Genomic DNA, 18,568 nt, shown 5'->3' on the forward strand with positions numbered 1-18,568 from the left:
TATCAATATAGGGCTATTTAAATACTAAATTATAATTTGCGTCTTTTATAAAGAATCCACATAACAAATTATAGAAAATATCAATATGGAAGACTATATCAAAATTATTTAGTGTGTAGGAAAGATGCGGAAAAAGAGAACCTAATTTACTTCCTAATTTTTTTCGAATAGTATTAAATACCACTAATTTATACTTACCTTTTAGGCATTATTATGGTAAAATAAACATAGAAAAAGCTTATATTATGTAAATTATACAAATAAAGCATAAAAACAAGCATAAAAAGTACCAAGAAAAATTTCAATTGTATCTATAAAGCTTATCTATATTTCGCAAACGACAGTAAAATAATTGGGGGATCGCTATGAAATATAAAATAATAATAACGGTTGTGCTGTCACTCTTTGTCATATTTTTAGTTGGATATACCACATCAATAAAAAATCACAATTTAAAAACTAGTGAAGAAGAGCAGGAAGAGTTAGTAATTTATAGTTCACATCCATTGGATTTTCTAAAACCTTTAATCGAAGAATTCGAGTCAAGAACAGGGATTTTTGTAACAGTTGTCAGTGGCGGTACCGGACAATTGATTGACAGAATTGAAGAGGAACAAGATAACCCGAATGCGGATATATTATGGGGCGGAACTGCGTCTATATTAAAACCTCAGATGTATCTGTTTGAAGAGTACTCTTGTGCCAATGAAGATGTAATTCAAAAAGAATTTAAGAATAAAGAAGGAGCGTTTACTAAGTTTTCTGATGTACCCAGTGTCTTAATGGTTAATACAGATTTGATTGGAAATATAAAAATTGATGGATACAAAGATTTACTAAATCCGGAGCTAAAAGGTAAGATAGCTTATTGTAGTCCTAATGTATCATCATCTGCCTTCGAGCATCTTATTAACATGTTATATGCTATGGGAGACGGGAATCCTGAGGATGGTTGGAATTATGTAAAACTCTTTTGTAATAATTTAGACGGGAATCTATTATACAGTTCTACAGATGTTTACCGTGGAGTTGCAAATGGTGAATTTGTTGTAGGGCTTATATTTGAAGAAGCTGCTGCCGCATTGGTGGCGAATGGAGAACATATTAAAATTACATACATGGAAGAAGGAGTTTTATCTACACCTGATTGCGTTACCATTGTTAAAAATTCGCCTCATCTTAAAAATGCCAGGGCTTTCATTGATTTTGCTACCGGATATGAAGTACAGACGATGATAACAATGGAGCTTAATAGACGATCGGTTCGTGACGATGTAAAAACTCCAACGTACCTTAAAGCAAAGGATGAGATTGCAATTATTCATGCAGATAATGAACTAATTTATGAAATGAAAAAAGAATGGATACGAAAATTTGAAGAAATATTTCTAGATATCAAAGAAGAATAGGAAATAAGAAAATGTATCTATAAGTATCACAAATAACCTGCGATGTATAATGGAGTCAATATGAAAAGAAAAAGGATAAGATTCTTTAGTGATAATATAAGGCATACATTTATCTTATATGCAATTATACCAACCTTCCTAATTGCCTGTTTATGTTTGGGGCTAATCCTTGGAATATGGCAATACAATGTTTATGCCACAAATCGTGCCACCAACGCTAAGGTTAGTAATGTACTGCAAAAAGTAGTAGATATCTATGTAAATGAAGCATTAAACTTATCAAAGGATGTAACGTTAATTACGGAGCCTATTAATACGGATAAGCTGGTTGATATACGAAGATCCATGTATAAACTTTATGCAGAAGCTGAGTACTATGCTAAACTATATATTTTAGATGAGGAGCTTAATTCCGTTCTATCTGATAATATTCGTATGCCAAGTTTTTTAATCGATAATTCTTGTTACGACTGGGGAATCATTCGTGAAATTCGTGAAAACCCACAGGGTATATCCATAACACTTGCAACAGAAGATGGAAGGATTCTATGTATTGGTACAGGAATACAAAATAGGGATGAGCTGATTGGGTATATTATAGTAACGATTCCAGCTGATGAATTTCGCTTACTGTTGACACAGGTATCACAACAAACCGTAATTACTGACGAGAATGGGTGGATCTATCTTTCCAATAATTTTGTTTTCCAAGATGCATTGGGGCGTTTTGTAAGAGATCAGAAATATTCCGAAGGATTTATAAAATATCAGGAGAAAGGATATTATCTATCCAAAAGTAAAATTTGCAATAATAAGTTGCAAGTGTACACAGTTACAAGCCATGATATGGAATCCAAAATATTTTATACTATGTGCTTATTTATTCTATCTATATTTGCTGCAATTATTATAATTACCTATTTTACTAGCAGAAAAGTAGCAAAAAAGAGTACAAGGGATATTTATAAAATTGCGGACGCATTTGAACAGGTTAAAAAAGGCGATTTGGAACGTTATCTGGATATCAATAGTAGTATCGAGTTTAAGGAAATCGGTGAAGCATATAACTTAATGCTCGACGGCTTAAAAAATAATATAAAAGAAAACAAAGAACTGACCAGACATGTAGCATTTGCACAGGTGAAGCAACTGGAAGCACAATTTAATCCTCATTTTCTTTTTAATACTCTAGATAACATTCGCTTTATGAGTAAGATTGATCCGGAAGCTTCGGATAAAATGATTGTTGCGTTATCAGCACTGCTTCGATACAGTATCAGTAATGCGGAAGAAGAAATTCAGGTGGAGGAAGATATACGATATACGGAAAGTTATCTCACTATTTTAAAAATAAGATTTAACCGAAGATTTACCTATGAAATAGATATAGAAGATAAGGTAAAGAAATATATAATTCCAAAATTAATGATACAATCAATTATTGAAAATGCCGTCAAATATGGTTTTGCTGAAGAAGATACACTTCATGTTACCATTAGAGGATTTGAAAAAGACGGTAATTTAATCTTTATTTGCAAAGATAACGGTGGTGGAATGAAAGAAGATTTGTTAAAGGAAATCAGGGAAAACCTTCTACAGCCGGTAAATAGAACAAATCATCATGGAATTTATAATATACATCGAAGAATTCAATTAATGTATCACGGGGATTACGGAGTTACTTTAGAAAGTAAATTGGGAGAGGGAACGGTTGTAACCTTAACGTTACCTATTCACATGCATTCAGAAATTTAACAGTATTGTTAATATGAAGAAAGAAGGGATAAGGTTATGCTTAAGGTGCTAATAGCAGAAGATGAGGATATTATTAGAAAAGGGTTAGCTTATACCATTGACTGGTTAAGCATAGGATATGTTTTGGTGGGGGAGGCTGCAAACGGTGAAGAAGGACTTGAAAAGATCAGAGAATTAAAACCGGATGTGGTGATCACAGACATTATGATGCCAAAATTAAATGGCCTTGAATTAATACGTCAGGCAAGTAAGGAGGTTCGATTTAAAAGTGTAATTCTTACAAGCTATGCGGAATTTGATTATGCAAAAGAGGCGATTGAGTTAAAAGCATATGATTATCTTATGAAACCGGTTGATGTAGATAAACTAAAAGAGGTTATGCGTAAGCTACAAGATGATATTAAACTTGAAAATGAAAAGGAACTATTATTCCAGCAAAAAAGTCAAGGAATGGATATTAAGCTTCTTTCTTCCAGTGACTCTTATAAGAATCCCTATGTTAAGAAAGCTATAGATATTATGAAAGAGCGTTATATAGAAAAGCTAAGTATAGAAAGTATTTCAGAGGAATTAAAGGTTAGCTCCAGTTATCTTAGTAGAAAGTTTAAAGAAGATACGGGACATACCTATCTGGATTTTTTAAATATGTACCGTGTACAGCAAGCCATAAGACTTCTTGATGAAGGTGTTTATCGTGTTTATCAGGTGTCAGATATGACGGGATTTACGGACTATAAGCATTTTTGCGCGGTGTTTAAGCGTTATACTAAAACCTCACCTACAGAATTTATAAAAAATAAGGGATATACCGGCCAATAGTTTATTTTTCATGATAAAGTTCATTATTACAGAGCTGCCTTAAAAATGATTCTACATTAGCAATTTACACAATATAATAGTATCTATGACATAACAAAAGGTACCTTGAAGTGGCATATAAGCCAAAATCAAGGTACCTTTTTTGTGTAATATTTTATTATTATGCCTATTTTATGGCAATCTCTTCTGTATTAATGTTCATTTTTTAGGATAAAGTTCATTTTTAATGATAATTATGCACAAATAAGGGTATTATTTCGACCACAAATTTTCTATTATGTATATATGAAGAGAATACAATTTAAGGGGGAAACACATTGTATGACTTCAAATATTAGATAGTTTGTGGAGGATGGAAAAAATGAAAAAAAAGCTAGTATCACTTCTTTTAGTTCTTACCATGAGCAGCGCATTACTGGTTGGTTGTGGAACATCAAAAACAAGTAAAAGTGAAGAAAAAAGCGAAGCAGAGAAAGTTATTGAACAAGCGGAAAAAATGACACTTACGGAACTTTATCAAAAAGCAATTGAAGAATCCAATGGTAAAACCATGTATGGTATCGGTAACTCAAGTCGTGGAGCTACAGCTGCAACCGGTTTTATTGAAGAACTGAAGAAAATTAATTCTTCCTATAATGGAACAATCGAATGGTCACAACCAAAAAATAATTCAATTTTTACTTTATTAAATGCAGATATCACAAGCTCTAGCCATACCTATTCTATGACATTAATTCAGGATGGAAACCAGATTCAGAGCAAGATGTTAGATACTAAGAATGTTCTCAATTTCATTCCTAAGGGATGGAAAGAAGCCACCGGTGTTAACGAAGAGGAAAACGGGCATCCATTAACATTACAAACATTAAATAAAGTATTTATGTTTAATCATCTTGGTGATAAAACCTACACAAACTGCTGGGATTTTGTTTATGAAGGTTCAAGCCCACTATTTATGGGAGTTGATTCCGAACCTGTCGGAAAGAATTTCTTATACATGTTAACCAATGATAAATATGCAACCTCTCTAAAGAAAGCATTTGATGCTTTAGACAGCACAAAGCAGGCTTATTTCCAAACAACTATTGATAAAGTGGCTAAAGATGGAGAAAGCCTTGGATTAACTGGAGAGAACACAAAATATGCTTTAGCATGGATTAAGCTTTGGTGCGAAAAATACAACGAACAAACAGATGATGGTCCTATTTGTAACAGCCTTGTTACAAACTCAGCTGCTGGTGAAAGTGGTCTTCTCGTTTATTCAAAACTTCGTTCCGTTGAGGAATCTGAATCTGTTTCTGTAAATAATGTAACAATTGCTGCATATCAAGATAATTATGTAGGAATTGGCGGATATGCTTATAAACATTATCTTCAGCTTGTAAAGACAGCTCCACTTCCATGGACAGCTTGTGCTTTCATTGCATATATGGTAACTACAGAAGATGGTTTTTATGCTTGGGGCAAAGACATGGGCGGTTATAGTGCTAATCCTAACATCAATCAGGATCATTCAAAGGATGGTTTTGTAGACGGTGTTGATACGTTCCCTGCTAAAAATGACAGAGGATATGAATGGTGGGTTAGCGAAGATGGAGCACTTGTAGTAGAAGATCCTAAGTACTGTTCAGAAGTATCTTTCAATTTGAGTGACTGGATTGACGTTATTTTAGGAAATAAAGCTAGCGCAGCACAATAATTTATATTTATTAACAGAATTAGGGGCGTTTATGATACGCCCCTTAATTAATAAAGGAAGAGGTAAACATGGAACAGCAAATTTTACAAAGACCGGGGAAACCGAGAATTTTTATGAATAAAGTTAAGACGTTCCTAAGCAAACCCCATAACGTGGTTTTGTTGGTTCTCGGTATTATTCTTTCTGTGACAACGATAGCACCGATTGTTTCTATTTTTGCCGATACATTTTCCATACATGTGGGATCGATAGATGCACATTTAACCGGAAAGACCTCCGGCTATACTTTAGTTAATTGGATTGATCTTTTTACTGGGAACCTTAGCAGACAAAATGTTTGGATACCTCTTGGCAATACCTTGCTATTGGCTGTCTTTACTTGTCTGGGTGCAATTGTCTTTGGTGGTGTTTTTGCCTATCTTGTTACAAGAACGAATTTAAAATTTAAAAAATATTTAAGTGCGATATTTATTTTCCCATATATCATGCCACAGTGGACATTGGCTGTAGTATGGCAGAATTTATTTAATAGTAATGCAGTAACTGGTGGTTCTAATGGTATTCTTGCCTCCCTGTTTGGGATTACTATGCCTGGCTGGTGGTGTAAAGGTCTTTTCCCTAGTGCAGTAGTATTAGCTCTTCATTATGCGCCTTTTGCATATATCATGATTGGCGGAATATTCCGTAATATGGATGCAAATCTCGAAGAAGCTGCAGTGATTTTGAACACACCAAAGTGGAGAATCTTTAGTAGGGTAACTCTTCCTATGATCAAACCAGCTATTCTTTCAACTATCCTGTTGGTCTTCGGAAGTGCCATGGGTAGTTATCCAGTACCTCATTATATGAATTTAAAGACTCTAGCAACGAAGTACGTAAGTATGAATGTTAACAGAGCCGGCCAAGCAAGTGTTCTTGCTATTATTATGATGGTTTTCGGTGTGATTATTCTTATGATGAATCAGGTAACTACAAGTAGCCGAAAAAGTTATACAACAATCACAGGTAAATCAGGACAGATTAGTAAGGTGAATCTTGGTAGAGTAGGTAAATATGCAATTGCTATTGTATTTATCATTTTTACGACATTTACAAGTATTTATCCTATCATTTCCTTTGCAATGGAAACTTTCCTACCAAACCCAGGTGATTATAGTTTTCTTACCACAGGAAATCTAAACAATTTAACTTTAAAATGGTGGATTACTTCAGAGAACTTAACAGAAAACGGAATGTACGGACAATTAGGTATTCTATTTAATTCTACCATATGGAATGCATTTAAAGGTACGTTAATCGTGTCATTATGCTGTGCTCTACTTTCCGGTACCATTGGTACATTGGTGGGATACAGTGTAAGTAAACACAGAAGAAGCAAAGCAGCTGGCTATGTAAATGCTATAGCATTCCTGCCTTATCTGATTCCTTCCTTAGCAGTAGGTGTTTCCTTCTTTATCTTCGGATCAGCACTTGGAATTTATAACACATACCTTCTGATCATTCTTGCAGGTACTGTAAAGTATATACCATTTGCAAGTAGGAGTTCATTAAATTCTATGTTACAGCTAAGCGGTGAGATTGAAGAAGCTGCCATTATCCAAGACATTCCATGGTTCAAACGAATGTTTAAGATTATTATCCCTATTCAAAAGTCATCCATTATAAGTGGTTATCTATTACCGTTTATGACATGCCTTAGAGAATTAACTTTATTCATGTTGCTATGCTCTCAGAATAAGATTGTTACAACCTTACTTGATTATTTTGATGAAATGGGTCTTTATGCATTCTCAAGCGGTATTAATCTTATTTTAATTGTGTTTATTATTATCTGCAACGCGCTGATTAATAAGGTGACGGGTGCAAGCCTTGATAAAGGAATTGGAGGAAATTAATATGCCAAAAATAGTACTAGAAAATGTTACGAAAAGATGGGGAAAGTTTTATGCAGTAGATAATCTTAGCCTAACAATAGAAGATAATGCATTTGTTACATTACTTGGTCCTTCTGGATGCGGAAAAACAACAACACTCCGTATGATTGCGGGTCTTGATACCCCTACAAGCGGTAAAATAACTATTGGTGGAGTTACTGTATTTGATAGTGAAATGGGAATTAATATTCCTGCGAATAAAAGACATGTAGGCTTTCTCTTCCAGAACTATGCTTTATGGCCGAACATGACCGTATATGAGAATATATGCTTTGGTCTAAAAAACATTAAAGAAGAGATGGCAACAGTAAATTATGATGTTAAGAATGCAGATAAACTTATTAAAATACTAAGTAAGCCAAAGGAAGTTATTCAAGCTATTAACGAATGTAAGGATAAGTCCGGAGCTCTTGATACGAATAGAGCATTAATCAAATTAATTGATTTATATGAACTATCTAGTTACACTGCAAAAGAACTATTAAACTACAAGTTACAGGAAATTTCTAATGTAGAAGAAAAAGTAAAACAAATCTGCGATAAATTAAGAACTGATATCGAAAGTGCAATTAAAAAATATAAAGATTCTAGCTGTCAACTAAATGAGAACTATGAAGTTGTAAAGATTGGTAAGGTAGTTAAGACAGTTAGAAAAATGACAAAAGAAGAGATTGATTTAGCAGTACGAAGAGTATCAAGAATCGTAAAGATCGGTATGTTTATGGATCGATATCCTAGTGAACTTTCCGGAGGTCAGCAGCAGCGTGTTGCTATTGCACGTACCTTAGCTCCAGAACCTTCCGTACTATTTATGGATGAGCCATTGTCAAACTTAGATGCAAAATTAAGACTTGAGATGAGATCTGAGTTACAAAGACTTCATATTGATACAGGAAGTACATTTGTCTATGTTACCCATGACCAGATGGAAGCCATGACCCTAGCAACTAAAATATGTCTGATTGAAAACGGTGTATTAAATCAATATGATAAACCTCTTGACGTCTATAATAAACCAAATAATTTATTTGTTGCAGACTTTGTAGGCAATCCAGTTATAAATTTCATGGAAGCCAAAGGAGTGCAGTTTGATGACGGAAGCATTGCTCTAGAAATCCTTAAAGATGTGAAAGCTACATTTACCCCTAGAGAAAAAATGGATATGGGAAGTTGGATTAAGCAGCAGGAAAAAGAAGAGGATAATAAGCTCCAATCCGAACTTGCAAAGCAAAAAGATAAGAAGAATGTTGAAAAGGGAAATAAAGATTCCCATTTCCGATATCACATCGCGAAAGTAGATGATAGTGAAATAGTCGAAGAAGAAAAGATTATCTCATACCTTGATTTTGTCATCGGTGTCCGACCGGAATTCGTAAAAATCGGTGAACACGGTTCTTTAACCGGCGAAGTCTACAGCGCAATGCCTACTGGTATGGAGACTACTGTTAAAATACGAATTGGTAATTTCTTATTTACAGGTGTTGTATTCGGTGGAGTACTGTATGAAATTGGACAGACGGTAAAACTAGACTTTGACGGAAAAGGTATTATGCTGTTTAGTCGTAAGAATGGAAAATTGATTTCACAGGGATCATTAGATGTGGAGTAGGGATACAAAGGATTTTAGCTCTTTTGTTATAAATCAATATAGATCTTAAAAATTAGTTAATATGCGATAAGAACGTTTGGTCCATTAAGGTTCAGCAGTATGACACTTTCTAGTGCTATACCGCTGAACCTTTTTTATTGTGATTTTTGTATTTTGATTTTTGAATGGCTTCACAAAAAGTGTTTTCAAGATAGCCTAGAGGACTTTTTTTGAATCAATAGATTGCTAAGCATTCTTTCGCAAAAATGTGCAGCCATGGGCAGAATGATAAAACAGTTTTGGTAAAATATATAACCAACACCTATTGAAAATACAAAAGAAGCTAAGATTTCTAAGATTGCATTTTTCTCTAAGCGCTCTTTTGAAATTATGTATTGAATCAATATACTAATGCACCATACAGATGGATATACTCATTCTGCAAGATGAATTATTTTATTCCCTTAATTTACATCATAATTATTGAGAAAAAATACAACATCAGATAGATAGCTTTTTGTATGTATGTTCGGTAGTAGTGATTATTTATTTATAATACAAAAAAGAAATAAAACTTTCAAGTTCGAAGTGGTTTTATCAATAAATTGTAATAAACATTTATTGATGAAATAATTGTTAAAGGCAAACCATATATGATTATTTATGGTTTGCCTTTATTGCTTCTTGGTACAAAATAACCGGCTAAGTGGTTATGAATGATATAGAGGAGTATACCTGTATTATACATAATTATAGGAGCTACCCCGAATCGTGCGGACAAAGAGACTGAATATACAATTTGTCTGAATAAAGTGCCTGACTATATAGTTGGTGTTGAAATAACTGAAATCCAAGAGGAAGAGGCAGGATTCAAGAGTTTTACAATTCCAGCGGGAAAGTATGTCAAGGTAGAATTTAATGGAGAAAATCATCAGAATCTAGTGGATGCTAAGTTAATGACAAGACAAAAAAAAGCTAAGAAATGGGCAAAGAATGAAAAGATTAAGCTAAGTAATGAATTTACAGTGGAAGCTTTTCCAAAGCAAACGGTAGAACTGGAGCACCCTGAGATGTATTGCTTGTTTCCAATTCTATAGATGGAATAATATATGTGGCAGATGTACGAATAAAAATTTAAAAGAAATTGCAGATTATTATAGTCAATTCGCTATAAACAAGCTTTCTGCAGATATTCAATGTAAATACAGATCTTTATAACGCTCTGGCAGCGGATAGTCTTTTATATGTTTAAATTTTAGTAACTTTGGACTTTCAGGGTATGTAAGCTCTATAGAAATTCTGTCTTTACCCACCGTTATGTGTGGTCCAATAAAAGGTTTAACTTCTATATCGATGATAAAATGCGAAGTACGATTTCCATTCGGACGTTCAATTTTCAAAATTTTTATTGATGTACTATCATAAAATGGTGTCTCACTCAAAATATTTTTATAATAGTCGGCAACTGCTGTATCAATTGTAGGAGCAAGAGCAGTAATGATAACATCCTGATACAATATATCTTGAGATTCTTCTTCATCAATGAAATCGTCACGCATTGTACCTAAGGGATTTATAAGAATTATGAAAGGTTGTGATTATGTTATGAAAACAAAAAAGCAACAAGAACTAGTCGATTCATTTTTGGATGCGCTTGATAATGAACTCGGTTCGCTGTATCGAGAAATCGTAATGTGTTTATCTGGGCTTGGCTATTATCCGCGAAAGCAACGCTCCTATATTGTGTTTAAGCATGATTTGCACAATAGAGAGATGGCGAAAATGGGTATGACCTGTACAAAGGACGCTTCCCCATATTTCGAATTGCGGTTTTCGGCTTGCAAAGGATATTCAGAAAGATTCGCGGATGTTGTCAGAGCTTATATCAACAAGAATCCGAATAGATTATTCCCGCACTGCGAGAACGGCAAATGCATTTTTCGTGCCGATGGAGAAAGGGCTCCATATTATGAAGTTGCGTTTCTTGATGGAGAAACAAAATCCTGCTGCGGTTCAAAAGCACTTGTGATACCAAATAATTTGAAATATCATCTATCTAGTGGTATATTTAAGCTACATATATTAGCAAAAATGAGAAGTTAAGCATTACAAAATCACTGTAAGTTTTTTTGATTCTGAGATTATAGAAGAATTTTTGAACAGATAGTTTCTGAAGGAGGCAACCGGAGAATAAACATGAAGAACAGAACCTATATTTCAATCGACTTAAAATCTTTCTACGCTTCGGTCGAGTGTATAGAACGAGGGCTGGATCCACTAACCACTAACCTAGTTGTCGCTGACGCAAGCCGCACCGAAAAAACCATTTGTCTCGCCGTCTCTCCCTCTCTCAAAGCATACGGAATTTCCGGCAGGGCGAGGTTGTTTGAAGTCGTACAGAAGGTCGAGGAAGTAAATGCGGTACGGCTACACAAAGCTCCAGGACGAGCCTTTTCTGGCGATTCCTTCATAGATACTGATTTGAAATCCTCGCCAAGTATCTCACTGAACTATATTGTTGCTCCACCAAGAATGGCATATTATATAGAGTACAGCACGCGGATTTACAATATATACTTGAAGTACATTGCGTCCGAAGATATCCATGTCTATTCTATCGATGAAGTATTCATTGATGCCACCGATTATCTAAACACCTACAATCTTTCAGCCCGTGAGCTTGCCACGAAAATGATTCTGGATGTACTCAAAACAACCGGTATTACAGCAACTGCGGGAATTGGCACAAACCTATACCTTAGCAAGATTGCAATGGATATTCAGGCAAAGCACATTCCTGATGATAATAATGGTATGCGGATAGCCGAGCTAGACGAAATGAGCTACCGTCGCGCCCTGTGGTCACATCAGCCTTTAACAGACTTTTGGCGCGTTGGAAAAGGATATACCAAGAAACTGGAGGAACAAGGCCTCTTTACGATGGGAGATATTGCAAGATGCTCTCTTGGTAAACCTACCGATTACTACAACGAGGATTTATTATATAAGCTGTTCGGCATCAACGCTGAACTGCTGATTGACCATGCATGGGGGTGGGAGCCATGCACAATTGCCGATATTAAAGCGTATAAGCCGAGCACAAACAGTATAGGATCTGGGCAGGTGCTGCAATGCGCCTATACTTTTGACAAAACGAAGCTGATCGTGAGGGAAATGACCGATTTACTGGTACTTGATTTGGTTGATAAAAGGCTTGTGACCGACCAGCTTGTTTTGACGGTCGGATACGATATTGAAAATATGACAAACCTGAAGATAAAGAAATCATATCACGGAGCGATTACCACTGACCACTACGGACGTACCGTTCCGAAATCTGCGCATGGTTCGGCAAACCTTGGCAGGCAAACCTCCTCTACGAAGCTAATTCTGGATGCCGTTACAGAGCTGTTTGAACGCATCGTAGACAAAAATCTACTGGTCAGAAGAGTCAACATTACAGCGAATCATGTTATTGATGAGACAACCGTTCAAAAGACGGACAGCTTTGAGCAGCTTAATCTTTTTACAGATTACGTGACTGAAAATGTGAAAAAAGAGGATGAAGAAGCCGAGCTTGTACGAGAAAAAAGAGTGCAGAAAGCTATGTTGGATATAAAAAAGAAATACGGCAAGAACGCCATTCTAAAGGGTATGAATCTGGAGGAAGGCGCTACCACAGTTGACCGAAATAAGCAGATTGGAGGGCACAAGGCATGACGAGTGCATATGACGACATTATCAATTTACCGAACCATGTCTCTGCGACACGTCCACATATGACAGCTATAGACCGCGCAGCTCAGTTTTCCCCCTTCGCCGCACTTACCGGCTATGGCGCCGCCATCAAAGAAACCGCAAGACTGACTGACGAGAGAGTAGAAATAGACGAATATATAAAGGACGCTTTGAGCGATAGGCTACAAATCATAGCCGATCGGATTAAAGAAAATCCTGAAATTGTAATTACCTACTTTCAGCCGGATGTGAAGAAGAATGGCGGTGCCTATGTTACTACTATCAGTACGGCTAAAAAGATAGACGAATATGAACGGGTTGTAGTTATGAGTGATGGCAAAACAATCCCCATTGATGAAATTATTAGCATAGAAGGGCAGATATTCGAAACTATGTATGAAGGATGAATTACGATAAATTTGAATTTAATATAAGTAACAAAACTTTAATCTTTATTAACCCTTTAAACTTAAATGTTTGAGGGGTTTTGTCTTTATTATTATAAAATTTATATTTGCTGCCCAAACGACAATTTAAAATATCAATGAATGTCGGTTAATTTATTTCAAGACGTTTATAAAACTGTAATTAGTTTTGTCTTCTATATCAATTAGGCATGTACTAAAAGATATTATCTTAGTATATAATTTGAAGTGAGAACAGAGCTTCCTATAATATTGAACAAATCACAGAATCAATCATCGGATGCTAAATGATAAGTATAGAGCGAAAAGGAAATTTTTAAAAAAATAGAAAACCAGATATTTATTTACATTATATTACATATATAGTAGAATTATAATGGTGGGAACGGTTAGGTGCCCCTCGAGTGAGAGGGGGTGAGGCGATGAATAACATTACATACCCTGAATTATGAATGTAAAGTTTCGCAAATATTAAATATGGGGGATTTTATTCAAATAGGACCAAATCCAACAGAAGTTTACGATATTGTTATGAATGACAGCAGATTTGTAAATATCATGGGCAATGGAGAGTATATGTTTTTTGATAAGGAAATTAAGAAACGTTACGAAATGGAATCTGAGCATCAAGATTGGGTAATTAACCAATTAGGAACAGAGAGAATGGAAAAATTAAAACAAGTCCCGCTTCAAAGAATTGTTGAAATAGAAGATAAAAAATTTCTTCTGGTACATGCAAGAATGAATAGTGTAATAGACTCTCCTCTTTTGTATGAGAAGAAAACTCTAGAGGAATTTATTGCAGATTATGATGTAGATGTAAACTATGTTTTGATTGGACATACACATCTTCCTTTATATGCTGTTCATTGGAATTGTAAGCCCATACTAAATCCAGGTTCTATTGGCTGTGGTAAAGATGGTATAGCTAGATTTGCTATTATAGAATTAGATGACGGACTTGTTAATGTTACATATAATCAACTAAAATATGATAAAGAAAAAGTAATTCGTGATTACAGGAAGAATTCTGTGCCATATGGCGAAAAATTTATCACCATGTTTTATTAGGTATTATTTTACTCAAATTCCAATTTGTCTAACCCTCATAAATTCCGATTGTTTTTGAATTGAGACATAATTAGGTTTCTTTAAATAATAGAGAATATGGGAGTGTTGCAAAATGACTAAATTTTAGTTATGGAGCAACGCTCCTTTTTTTGCATAGGGTTTTATCTGCTTTTTTTAATAGTACTAAGGAGTGCAACAGTGGACCTATAACACTAGCGAAAAAATATTAAAATTAATAATGCATTGATATGTATCTATGTTGAGTACTTATAGACATTAGACTTTATGGTTTTAATGTCTATTTTTATTTATTCTTTAATATATAAAGTGCATTAAATACTACATTATAGCATAGATATAATTATATATATAATTTAAATTATCTTTGATTAAACTTGATTATATATTGACTTTATAGATACTCGTCTATATACTATATATAGAACACCATCTATATAGGAGGTAACACTATGAATAATTACGAAGAAAACAGTAAGTTAATGAAGGCAATTGCAGACCCAAACCGTTTGAAAATACTTGATATCTTATCTTGCGGTGAATTATGCGCTTGTGATATTCAAAAGTACTTTGATTTTTCACAACCTACATTATCACACCATATGAAATCCTTAATGGATTGTGGATTAGTAGTAGGTCGTAAAGAAGGTACTTGGATGAGGTACAAAATTGATTTACAAAGAGCGAATGAGATGATGTACTTTTTAATGGGCATTATTACTCCAAAAAAAGGGTGTATCTGCGAGAAGTGCGGTCATGAATCTTGTGAATGTAACAACTAATCAAAGATGTTAAGGTGAAACTCATAAATCAACCGCTATAAATAAAAGAGAAAAGAGGTATTTGAAATGAGAGAAGTTTTTAACCCAAATAGTATCCATTTGACAAAATACTTATTTTATACAGGAAAAGGAGGCGTTGGTAAGACTTCTACAGCTTGTTCTACAGCGGTGTCCCTAGCAGATCAAGGGAAAAAGGTGCTATTAATCAGTACTGATCCAGCATCTAATTTACAGGATGTCTTCGAGACTCAACTAAACTCAAAAGGTATTGCAATCCCAACTGTTCCGGGATTAGTAGTGGCTAATCTAGACCCTTTAAAGGCTGCTGCTGAATATCGTGAAAGTGTAGTTGCTCCATATCGTGACTTATTGCCAGAGGAAGTAATTACTAATATGGAAGAACAACTATCAGGTTCTTGTACCGTAGAAATTGCAGCATTCAATGAGTTCTCCAATTTTATTACCGATAAAGAAGCACAGAAGGAATACGATCACATCATATTTGATACCGCACCAACTGGTCATACCTTAAGAATGTTACAGTTACCTTCCGCATGGAGTGGCTTTATCAGTGAGAATACCCATGGAGCTTCTTGCCTTGGTCAATTATCAGGTCTTGAAGAAAGAAAAGATGTCTATAAATTAGCAGTATCTACTTTAAGTAACTCTGAATTAACTACATTAATTTTAGTGACTAGACCTGAGGAATCACCACTAAAGGAAGCTACAAGAGCTTCGGAAGAATTAAAGGAGTTAGGTATCAGAAATCAAATCCTAGTTGTAAATGGTGTATTAGAAACTGTTGATGATAGTGTTTCCAGGAGCTTATATAATAAACAAAAGAATGCTCTCGAAAATATGCCAGAAGAATTGAAAGATATTAAAACTTACATGATACCATTAAGAGCTTATAACGTAATGGGAATCGATAATATACGTTCCTTCTTGAGTAAAGATTCGTATACAATGAATTCAACGAAAATAGTATCTAATGAGTTGTCCAAATTACAAGATGTAGTTGATGATTTGTATTTGTCGGGTAAGAAGGTAATCTTTACGATGGGAAAGGGTGGTGTTGGAAAAACTACGGTTGCTGCAGCAATAGCATTAGGATTGGCTGAAAAGGGCTGTAAAGTACACTTATCTACCACAGATCCAGCAGCTCATTTAAAATATGTTATCCACGAGCAAGAAAATATCTCTATGAGCCACATTGATGAGCATGCTGTACTAAAAAAATATCAAGAAACAGTTTTAAGCAAAGCAAGAGCAAATAACTTATCTGAAGATGATATTGCTTATATTGAAGAAGACTTACGTTCACCATGTACACAAGAAATTGCGGTGTTTAGAGAATTTGCTAGTATTGTGGAGCGTGCAGATAACGAAATTGTTGTCATAGATACAGCTCCAACGGGTCATACACTACTGTTATTAGATTCCACACAAAGTTATCATAAGGAAGTACAAAGGACGTTAGGAGATACCCCTGAGTCTGTTAAAAAACTACTACCACGTCTTCGAAATGAAAAAGAGACCGCTGTTATGATTGTTACACTAGCAGAAACTACTCCAGTTTTTGAAGCATTGAGGTTAGAAGAAGATTTAAAACGAGCAGGCATACAAAGTAAATGGTGGATAATAAACTCCTCCTTATATGCTACTCAGACAACGAATCCAGTATTAAGAGCAAAAGCAAGTAACGAAATAGAATGGATAAATAAGGTTTACGAACATGCTACTGGAAAAGTTGGTGTTATCTCTTGGAGTCCTGAAGAAATAAAAGGAGATAAATTAAAAGATATTATAAAATAAATGAATCTCAGGTGGTTAGCTATTGGAACTACCTGGGTTACCGGGTGGAGGAATTTAGATGAGTGAAAAAAAAGAAGGAATTGGTTTTTTTGAAAAGTATTTAACCTTATGGGTTATCGTATGTATGGTAATCGGTGTACTTGTAGGTAAATTTCTGCCTGTATTACCTAAATTCTTAGGTAAATTCGAATATGCCAATGTGTCTATACCAATTGCTGTTCTTATTTGGCTTATGATTTATCCTATGATGATGAAGGTTGATTTTAAAAGTGTAAAAAATGTTGGTAAAAATCCGAAAGGGCTCTATGTTACTTGGGTTACAAATTGGGTTATTAAACCGTTTACTATGTTCGGAATCGCATATTTTTTCTTCTATGTAGTATTTCGTGGTTTGATATCACCAGAATTGGCTAAGGATTACCTTGCAGGTGCTGTTTTATTAGGAGCTGCACCATGTACAGCAATGGTTTTTGTTTGGAGTCACTTGACAAAAGGAAATCCATCCTATACGGTAGTACAGGTTGCAACTAACGACCTGATTATATTAATAGCATTTATACCAATCGTGAAATTCCTTCTTGGCGTTTCTAATGTATCTGTCCCATGGGATACCTTAATATTGTCAGTCGTACTTTTTGTAGTAATCCCATTAGTAGGAGGAATTTTAACCAGAACGTTCGTAGTAAGGAAGAAGGGTGAAGAGTATTTTAAAAATAGTTTTATACCTAAATTTAATAATACTACTATTGTAGGACTTTTACTTACATTAATCATCATTTTCTCTTTTCAAGGAGATGTAATTGTAAATAATCCATTACACATTGTACTAATTGCAGTTCCATTGATTATACAAACGTTTTTAATCTTCTTCATTGCATATATGACTTCGAAAGTATTAAAACTTTCACATGATATTGCTGCTCCAGCTGGAATGATAGGAGCATCTAATTTCTTTGAACTTTCCGTTGCCGTAGCAATTGCTTTATTTGGAGCGACTTCACCGGTTGCTTTAGCAACTATAGTCGGCGTACTAGTAGAAGTACCTGTTATGCTAATACTAGTTAAGATAGCTAATAATACAAAAAAATGGTTTAAAACAAATAATTAAGATAGGAGATAAGGAAAATGAAAAAAATGTTTATTTATGAACCAGCTATGTGCTGTGAAACAGGACTTTGTGGAGTAGGCGTTGACCCAGAATTATTAAGAGTTTCTACCGTAATAAACAATTTAAAAAAACTTGGATACGAAGTAAATCGATACAACTTAACAAGCGCACCTATGGAATTTGTAAAAAATAAATATGTGAATGATTCTATGAAAACTGGTGGAGCTAAAGTACTTCCGATAACAATTGTTGAGGATACTGTTGTAAAGTCTGGAAAATATCCGACAAATGATGAATTTTTTGAATGGTTAGAAGTATATAAACAACCATATGAAGAAGATTTAAATGATAATAATGATGATTGCTGTGGTGGCGGTTGCTGTGGTGGTAGTTGCTGCTAAATCATT

16 protein-coding genes are annotated in these 18,568 nt (G+C 34.6%); 15 read left to right on the forward strand and 1 reads right to left on the reverse strand.

From position 1 onward, the window contains the following. Window positions 1-365 precede the first annotated feature (365 nt). The 7 genes from CPHY_RS11050 (at window position 366) to CPHY_RS11080 (ending at window position 10,301) form a co-directional block, all read left to right on the forward strand. Window positions 366-1,409: an extracellular solute-binding protein gene (locus tag CPHY_RS11050; RefSeq protein WP_012200159.1), complete on the forward strand. Its 1,044-nt coding sequence runs from the start codon at window positions 366-368 to the stop codon at window positions 1,407-1,409. A 60-nt stretch (window positions 1,410-1,469) separates the two neighbouring features. Then, window positions 1,470-3,164 (forward strand): sensor histidine kinase, encoded by a 1,695-nt coding sequence (locus tag CPHY_RS11055; protein ID WP_012200160.1) that lies wholly within the window; start codon window positions 1,470-1,472, stop codon window positions 3,162-3,164. Window positions 3,165-3,200: 36 nt separating this feature from the next. Further along, complete coding sequence (locus CPHY_RS11060) at window positions 3,201-3,983, forward strand: response regulator transcription factor (protein ID WP_012200161.1); 783 nt, start codon at window positions 3,201-3,203, stop codon at window positions 3,981-3,983. A 361-nt stretch (window positions 3,984-4,344) separates the two neighbouring features. Continuing rightward, on the forward strand, window positions 4,345-5,682 hold the full coding sequence (locus CPHY_RS11065) for a hypothetical protein (protein WP_012200162.1): 1,338 nt from the start codon (window positions 4,345-4,347) through the stop codon (window positions 5,680-5,682). A 68-nt stretch (window positions 5,683-5,750) separates the two neighbouring features. Beyond that, the gene (locus CPHY_RS11070) at window positions 5,751-7,577 is read left to right on the forward strand and encodes an ABC transporter permease (RefSeq protein ID WP_012200163.1); all 1,827 of its coding nucleotides are present in this window, start codon (window positions 5,751-5,753) and stop codon (window positions 7,575-7,577) included. 1 nt (window position 7,578) lies between these two features. Beyond that, window positions 7,579-9,225: an ABC transporter ATP-binding protein gene (locus CPHY_RS11075; protein ID WP_012200164.1), complete on the forward strand. Its 1,647-nt coding sequence runs from the start codon at window positions 7,579-7,581 to the stop codon at window positions 9,223-9,225. A gap of 731 nt (window positions 9,226-9,956) precedes the next feature. Beyond that, window positions 9,957-10,301, forward strand: coding sequence for a GyrI-like domain-containing protein (locus CPHY_RS11080; protein WP_408611173.1), 345 nt, complete (start codon window positions 9,957-9,959; stop codon window positions 10,299-10,301). A 96-nt stretch (window positions 10,302-10,397) separates the two neighbouring features. Here CPHY_RS11080 and CPHY_RS11085 read toward each other — a convergent pair whose 3' ends face one another. After that, on the reverse strand, window positions 10,398-10,763 hold the full coding sequence (locus tag CPHY_RS11085; protein ID WP_012200166.1) for a DUF3888 domain-containing protein: 366 nt from the start codon (window positions 10,761-10,763) through the stop codon (window positions 10,398-10,400). Between the two features lie 46 nt (window positions 10,764-10,809). Here CPHY_RS11085 and CPHY_RS11090 point away from each other — a divergent pair, with 46 nt between their 5' ends. From CPHY_RS11090 to arsD, 8 genes are all read left to right on the forward strand, one after another. After that, window positions 10,810-11,307 (forward strand): hypothetical protein, encoded by a 498-nt coding sequence (locus tag CPHY_RS11090; RefSeq protein WP_157668710.1) that lies wholly within the window; start codon window positions 10,810-10,812, stop codon window positions 11,305-11,307. 93 nt (window positions 11,308-11,400) lie between these two features. Then, complete coding sequence (locus CPHY_RS11095; protein ID WP_012200168.1) at window positions 11,401-12,924, forward strand: Y-family DNA polymerase; 1,524 nt, start codon at window positions 11,401-11,403, stop codon at window positions 12,922-12,924. Beyond that, the gene (locus CPHY_RS11100) at window positions 12,921-13,349 is read left to right on the forward strand and encodes a hypothetical protein (RefSeq protein WP_012200169.1); all 429 of its coding nucleotides are present in this window, start codon (window positions 12,921-12,923) and stop codon (window positions 13,347-13,349) included. Before CPHY_RS11095 ends, CPHY_RS11100 begins: the two co-directional genes overlap by 4 nt. A 459-nt stretch (window positions 13,350-13,808) precedes the next feature. After that, window positions 13,809-14,438 carry a metallophosphoesterase family protein gene (locus CPHY_RS11105; protein ID WP_278183998.1) on the forward strand — a complete coding sequence of 210 codons (630 nt, stop codon included), beginning with the start codon at window positions 13,809-13,811 and terminating at the stop codon, window positions 14,436-14,438. Window positions 14,439-14,908: 470 nt separating this feature from the next. Next, window positions 14,909-15,238 (forward strand): ArsR/SmtB family transcription factor, encoded by a 330-nt coding sequence (locus CPHY_RS11110; RefSeq protein ID WP_012200171.1) that lies wholly within the window; start codon window positions 14,909-14,911, stop codon window positions 15,236-15,238. A gap of 66 nt (window positions 15,239-15,304) precedes the next feature. Next, window positions 15,305-17,053, forward strand: coding sequence for an arsenical pump-driving ATPase (arsA, locus tag CPHY_RS11115; RefSeq protein ID WP_012200172.1), 1,749 nt, complete (start codon window positions 15,305-15,307; stop codon window positions 17,051-17,053). A 58-nt stretch (window positions 17,054-17,111) separates the two neighbouring features. Beyond that, window positions 17,112-18,161 carry an ACR3 family arsenite efflux transporter gene (gene arsB / locus CPHY_RS11120; protein WP_012200173.1) on the forward strand — a complete coding sequence of 350 codons (1,050 nt, stop codon included), beginning with the start codon at window positions 17,112-17,114 and terminating at the stop codon, window positions 18,159-18,161. 17 nt (window positions 18,162-18,178) lie between these two features. Continuing rightward, complete coding sequence (arsD, locus tag CPHY_RS11125) at window positions 18,179-18,562, forward strand: arsenite efflux transporter metallochaperone ArsD (RefSeq protein ID WP_012200174.1); 384 nt, start codon at window positions 18,179-18,181, stop codon at window positions 18,560-18,562. Window positions 18,563-18,568: the final 6 nt, after the last annotated feature.

Source organism: Lachnoclostridium phytofermentans ISDg (assembly GCF_000018685.1).
Taxonomy (GTDB): domain Bacteria; phylum Bacillota; class Clostridia; order Lachnospirales; family Lachnospiraceae; genus Lachnoclostridium; species Lachnoclostridium phytofermentans.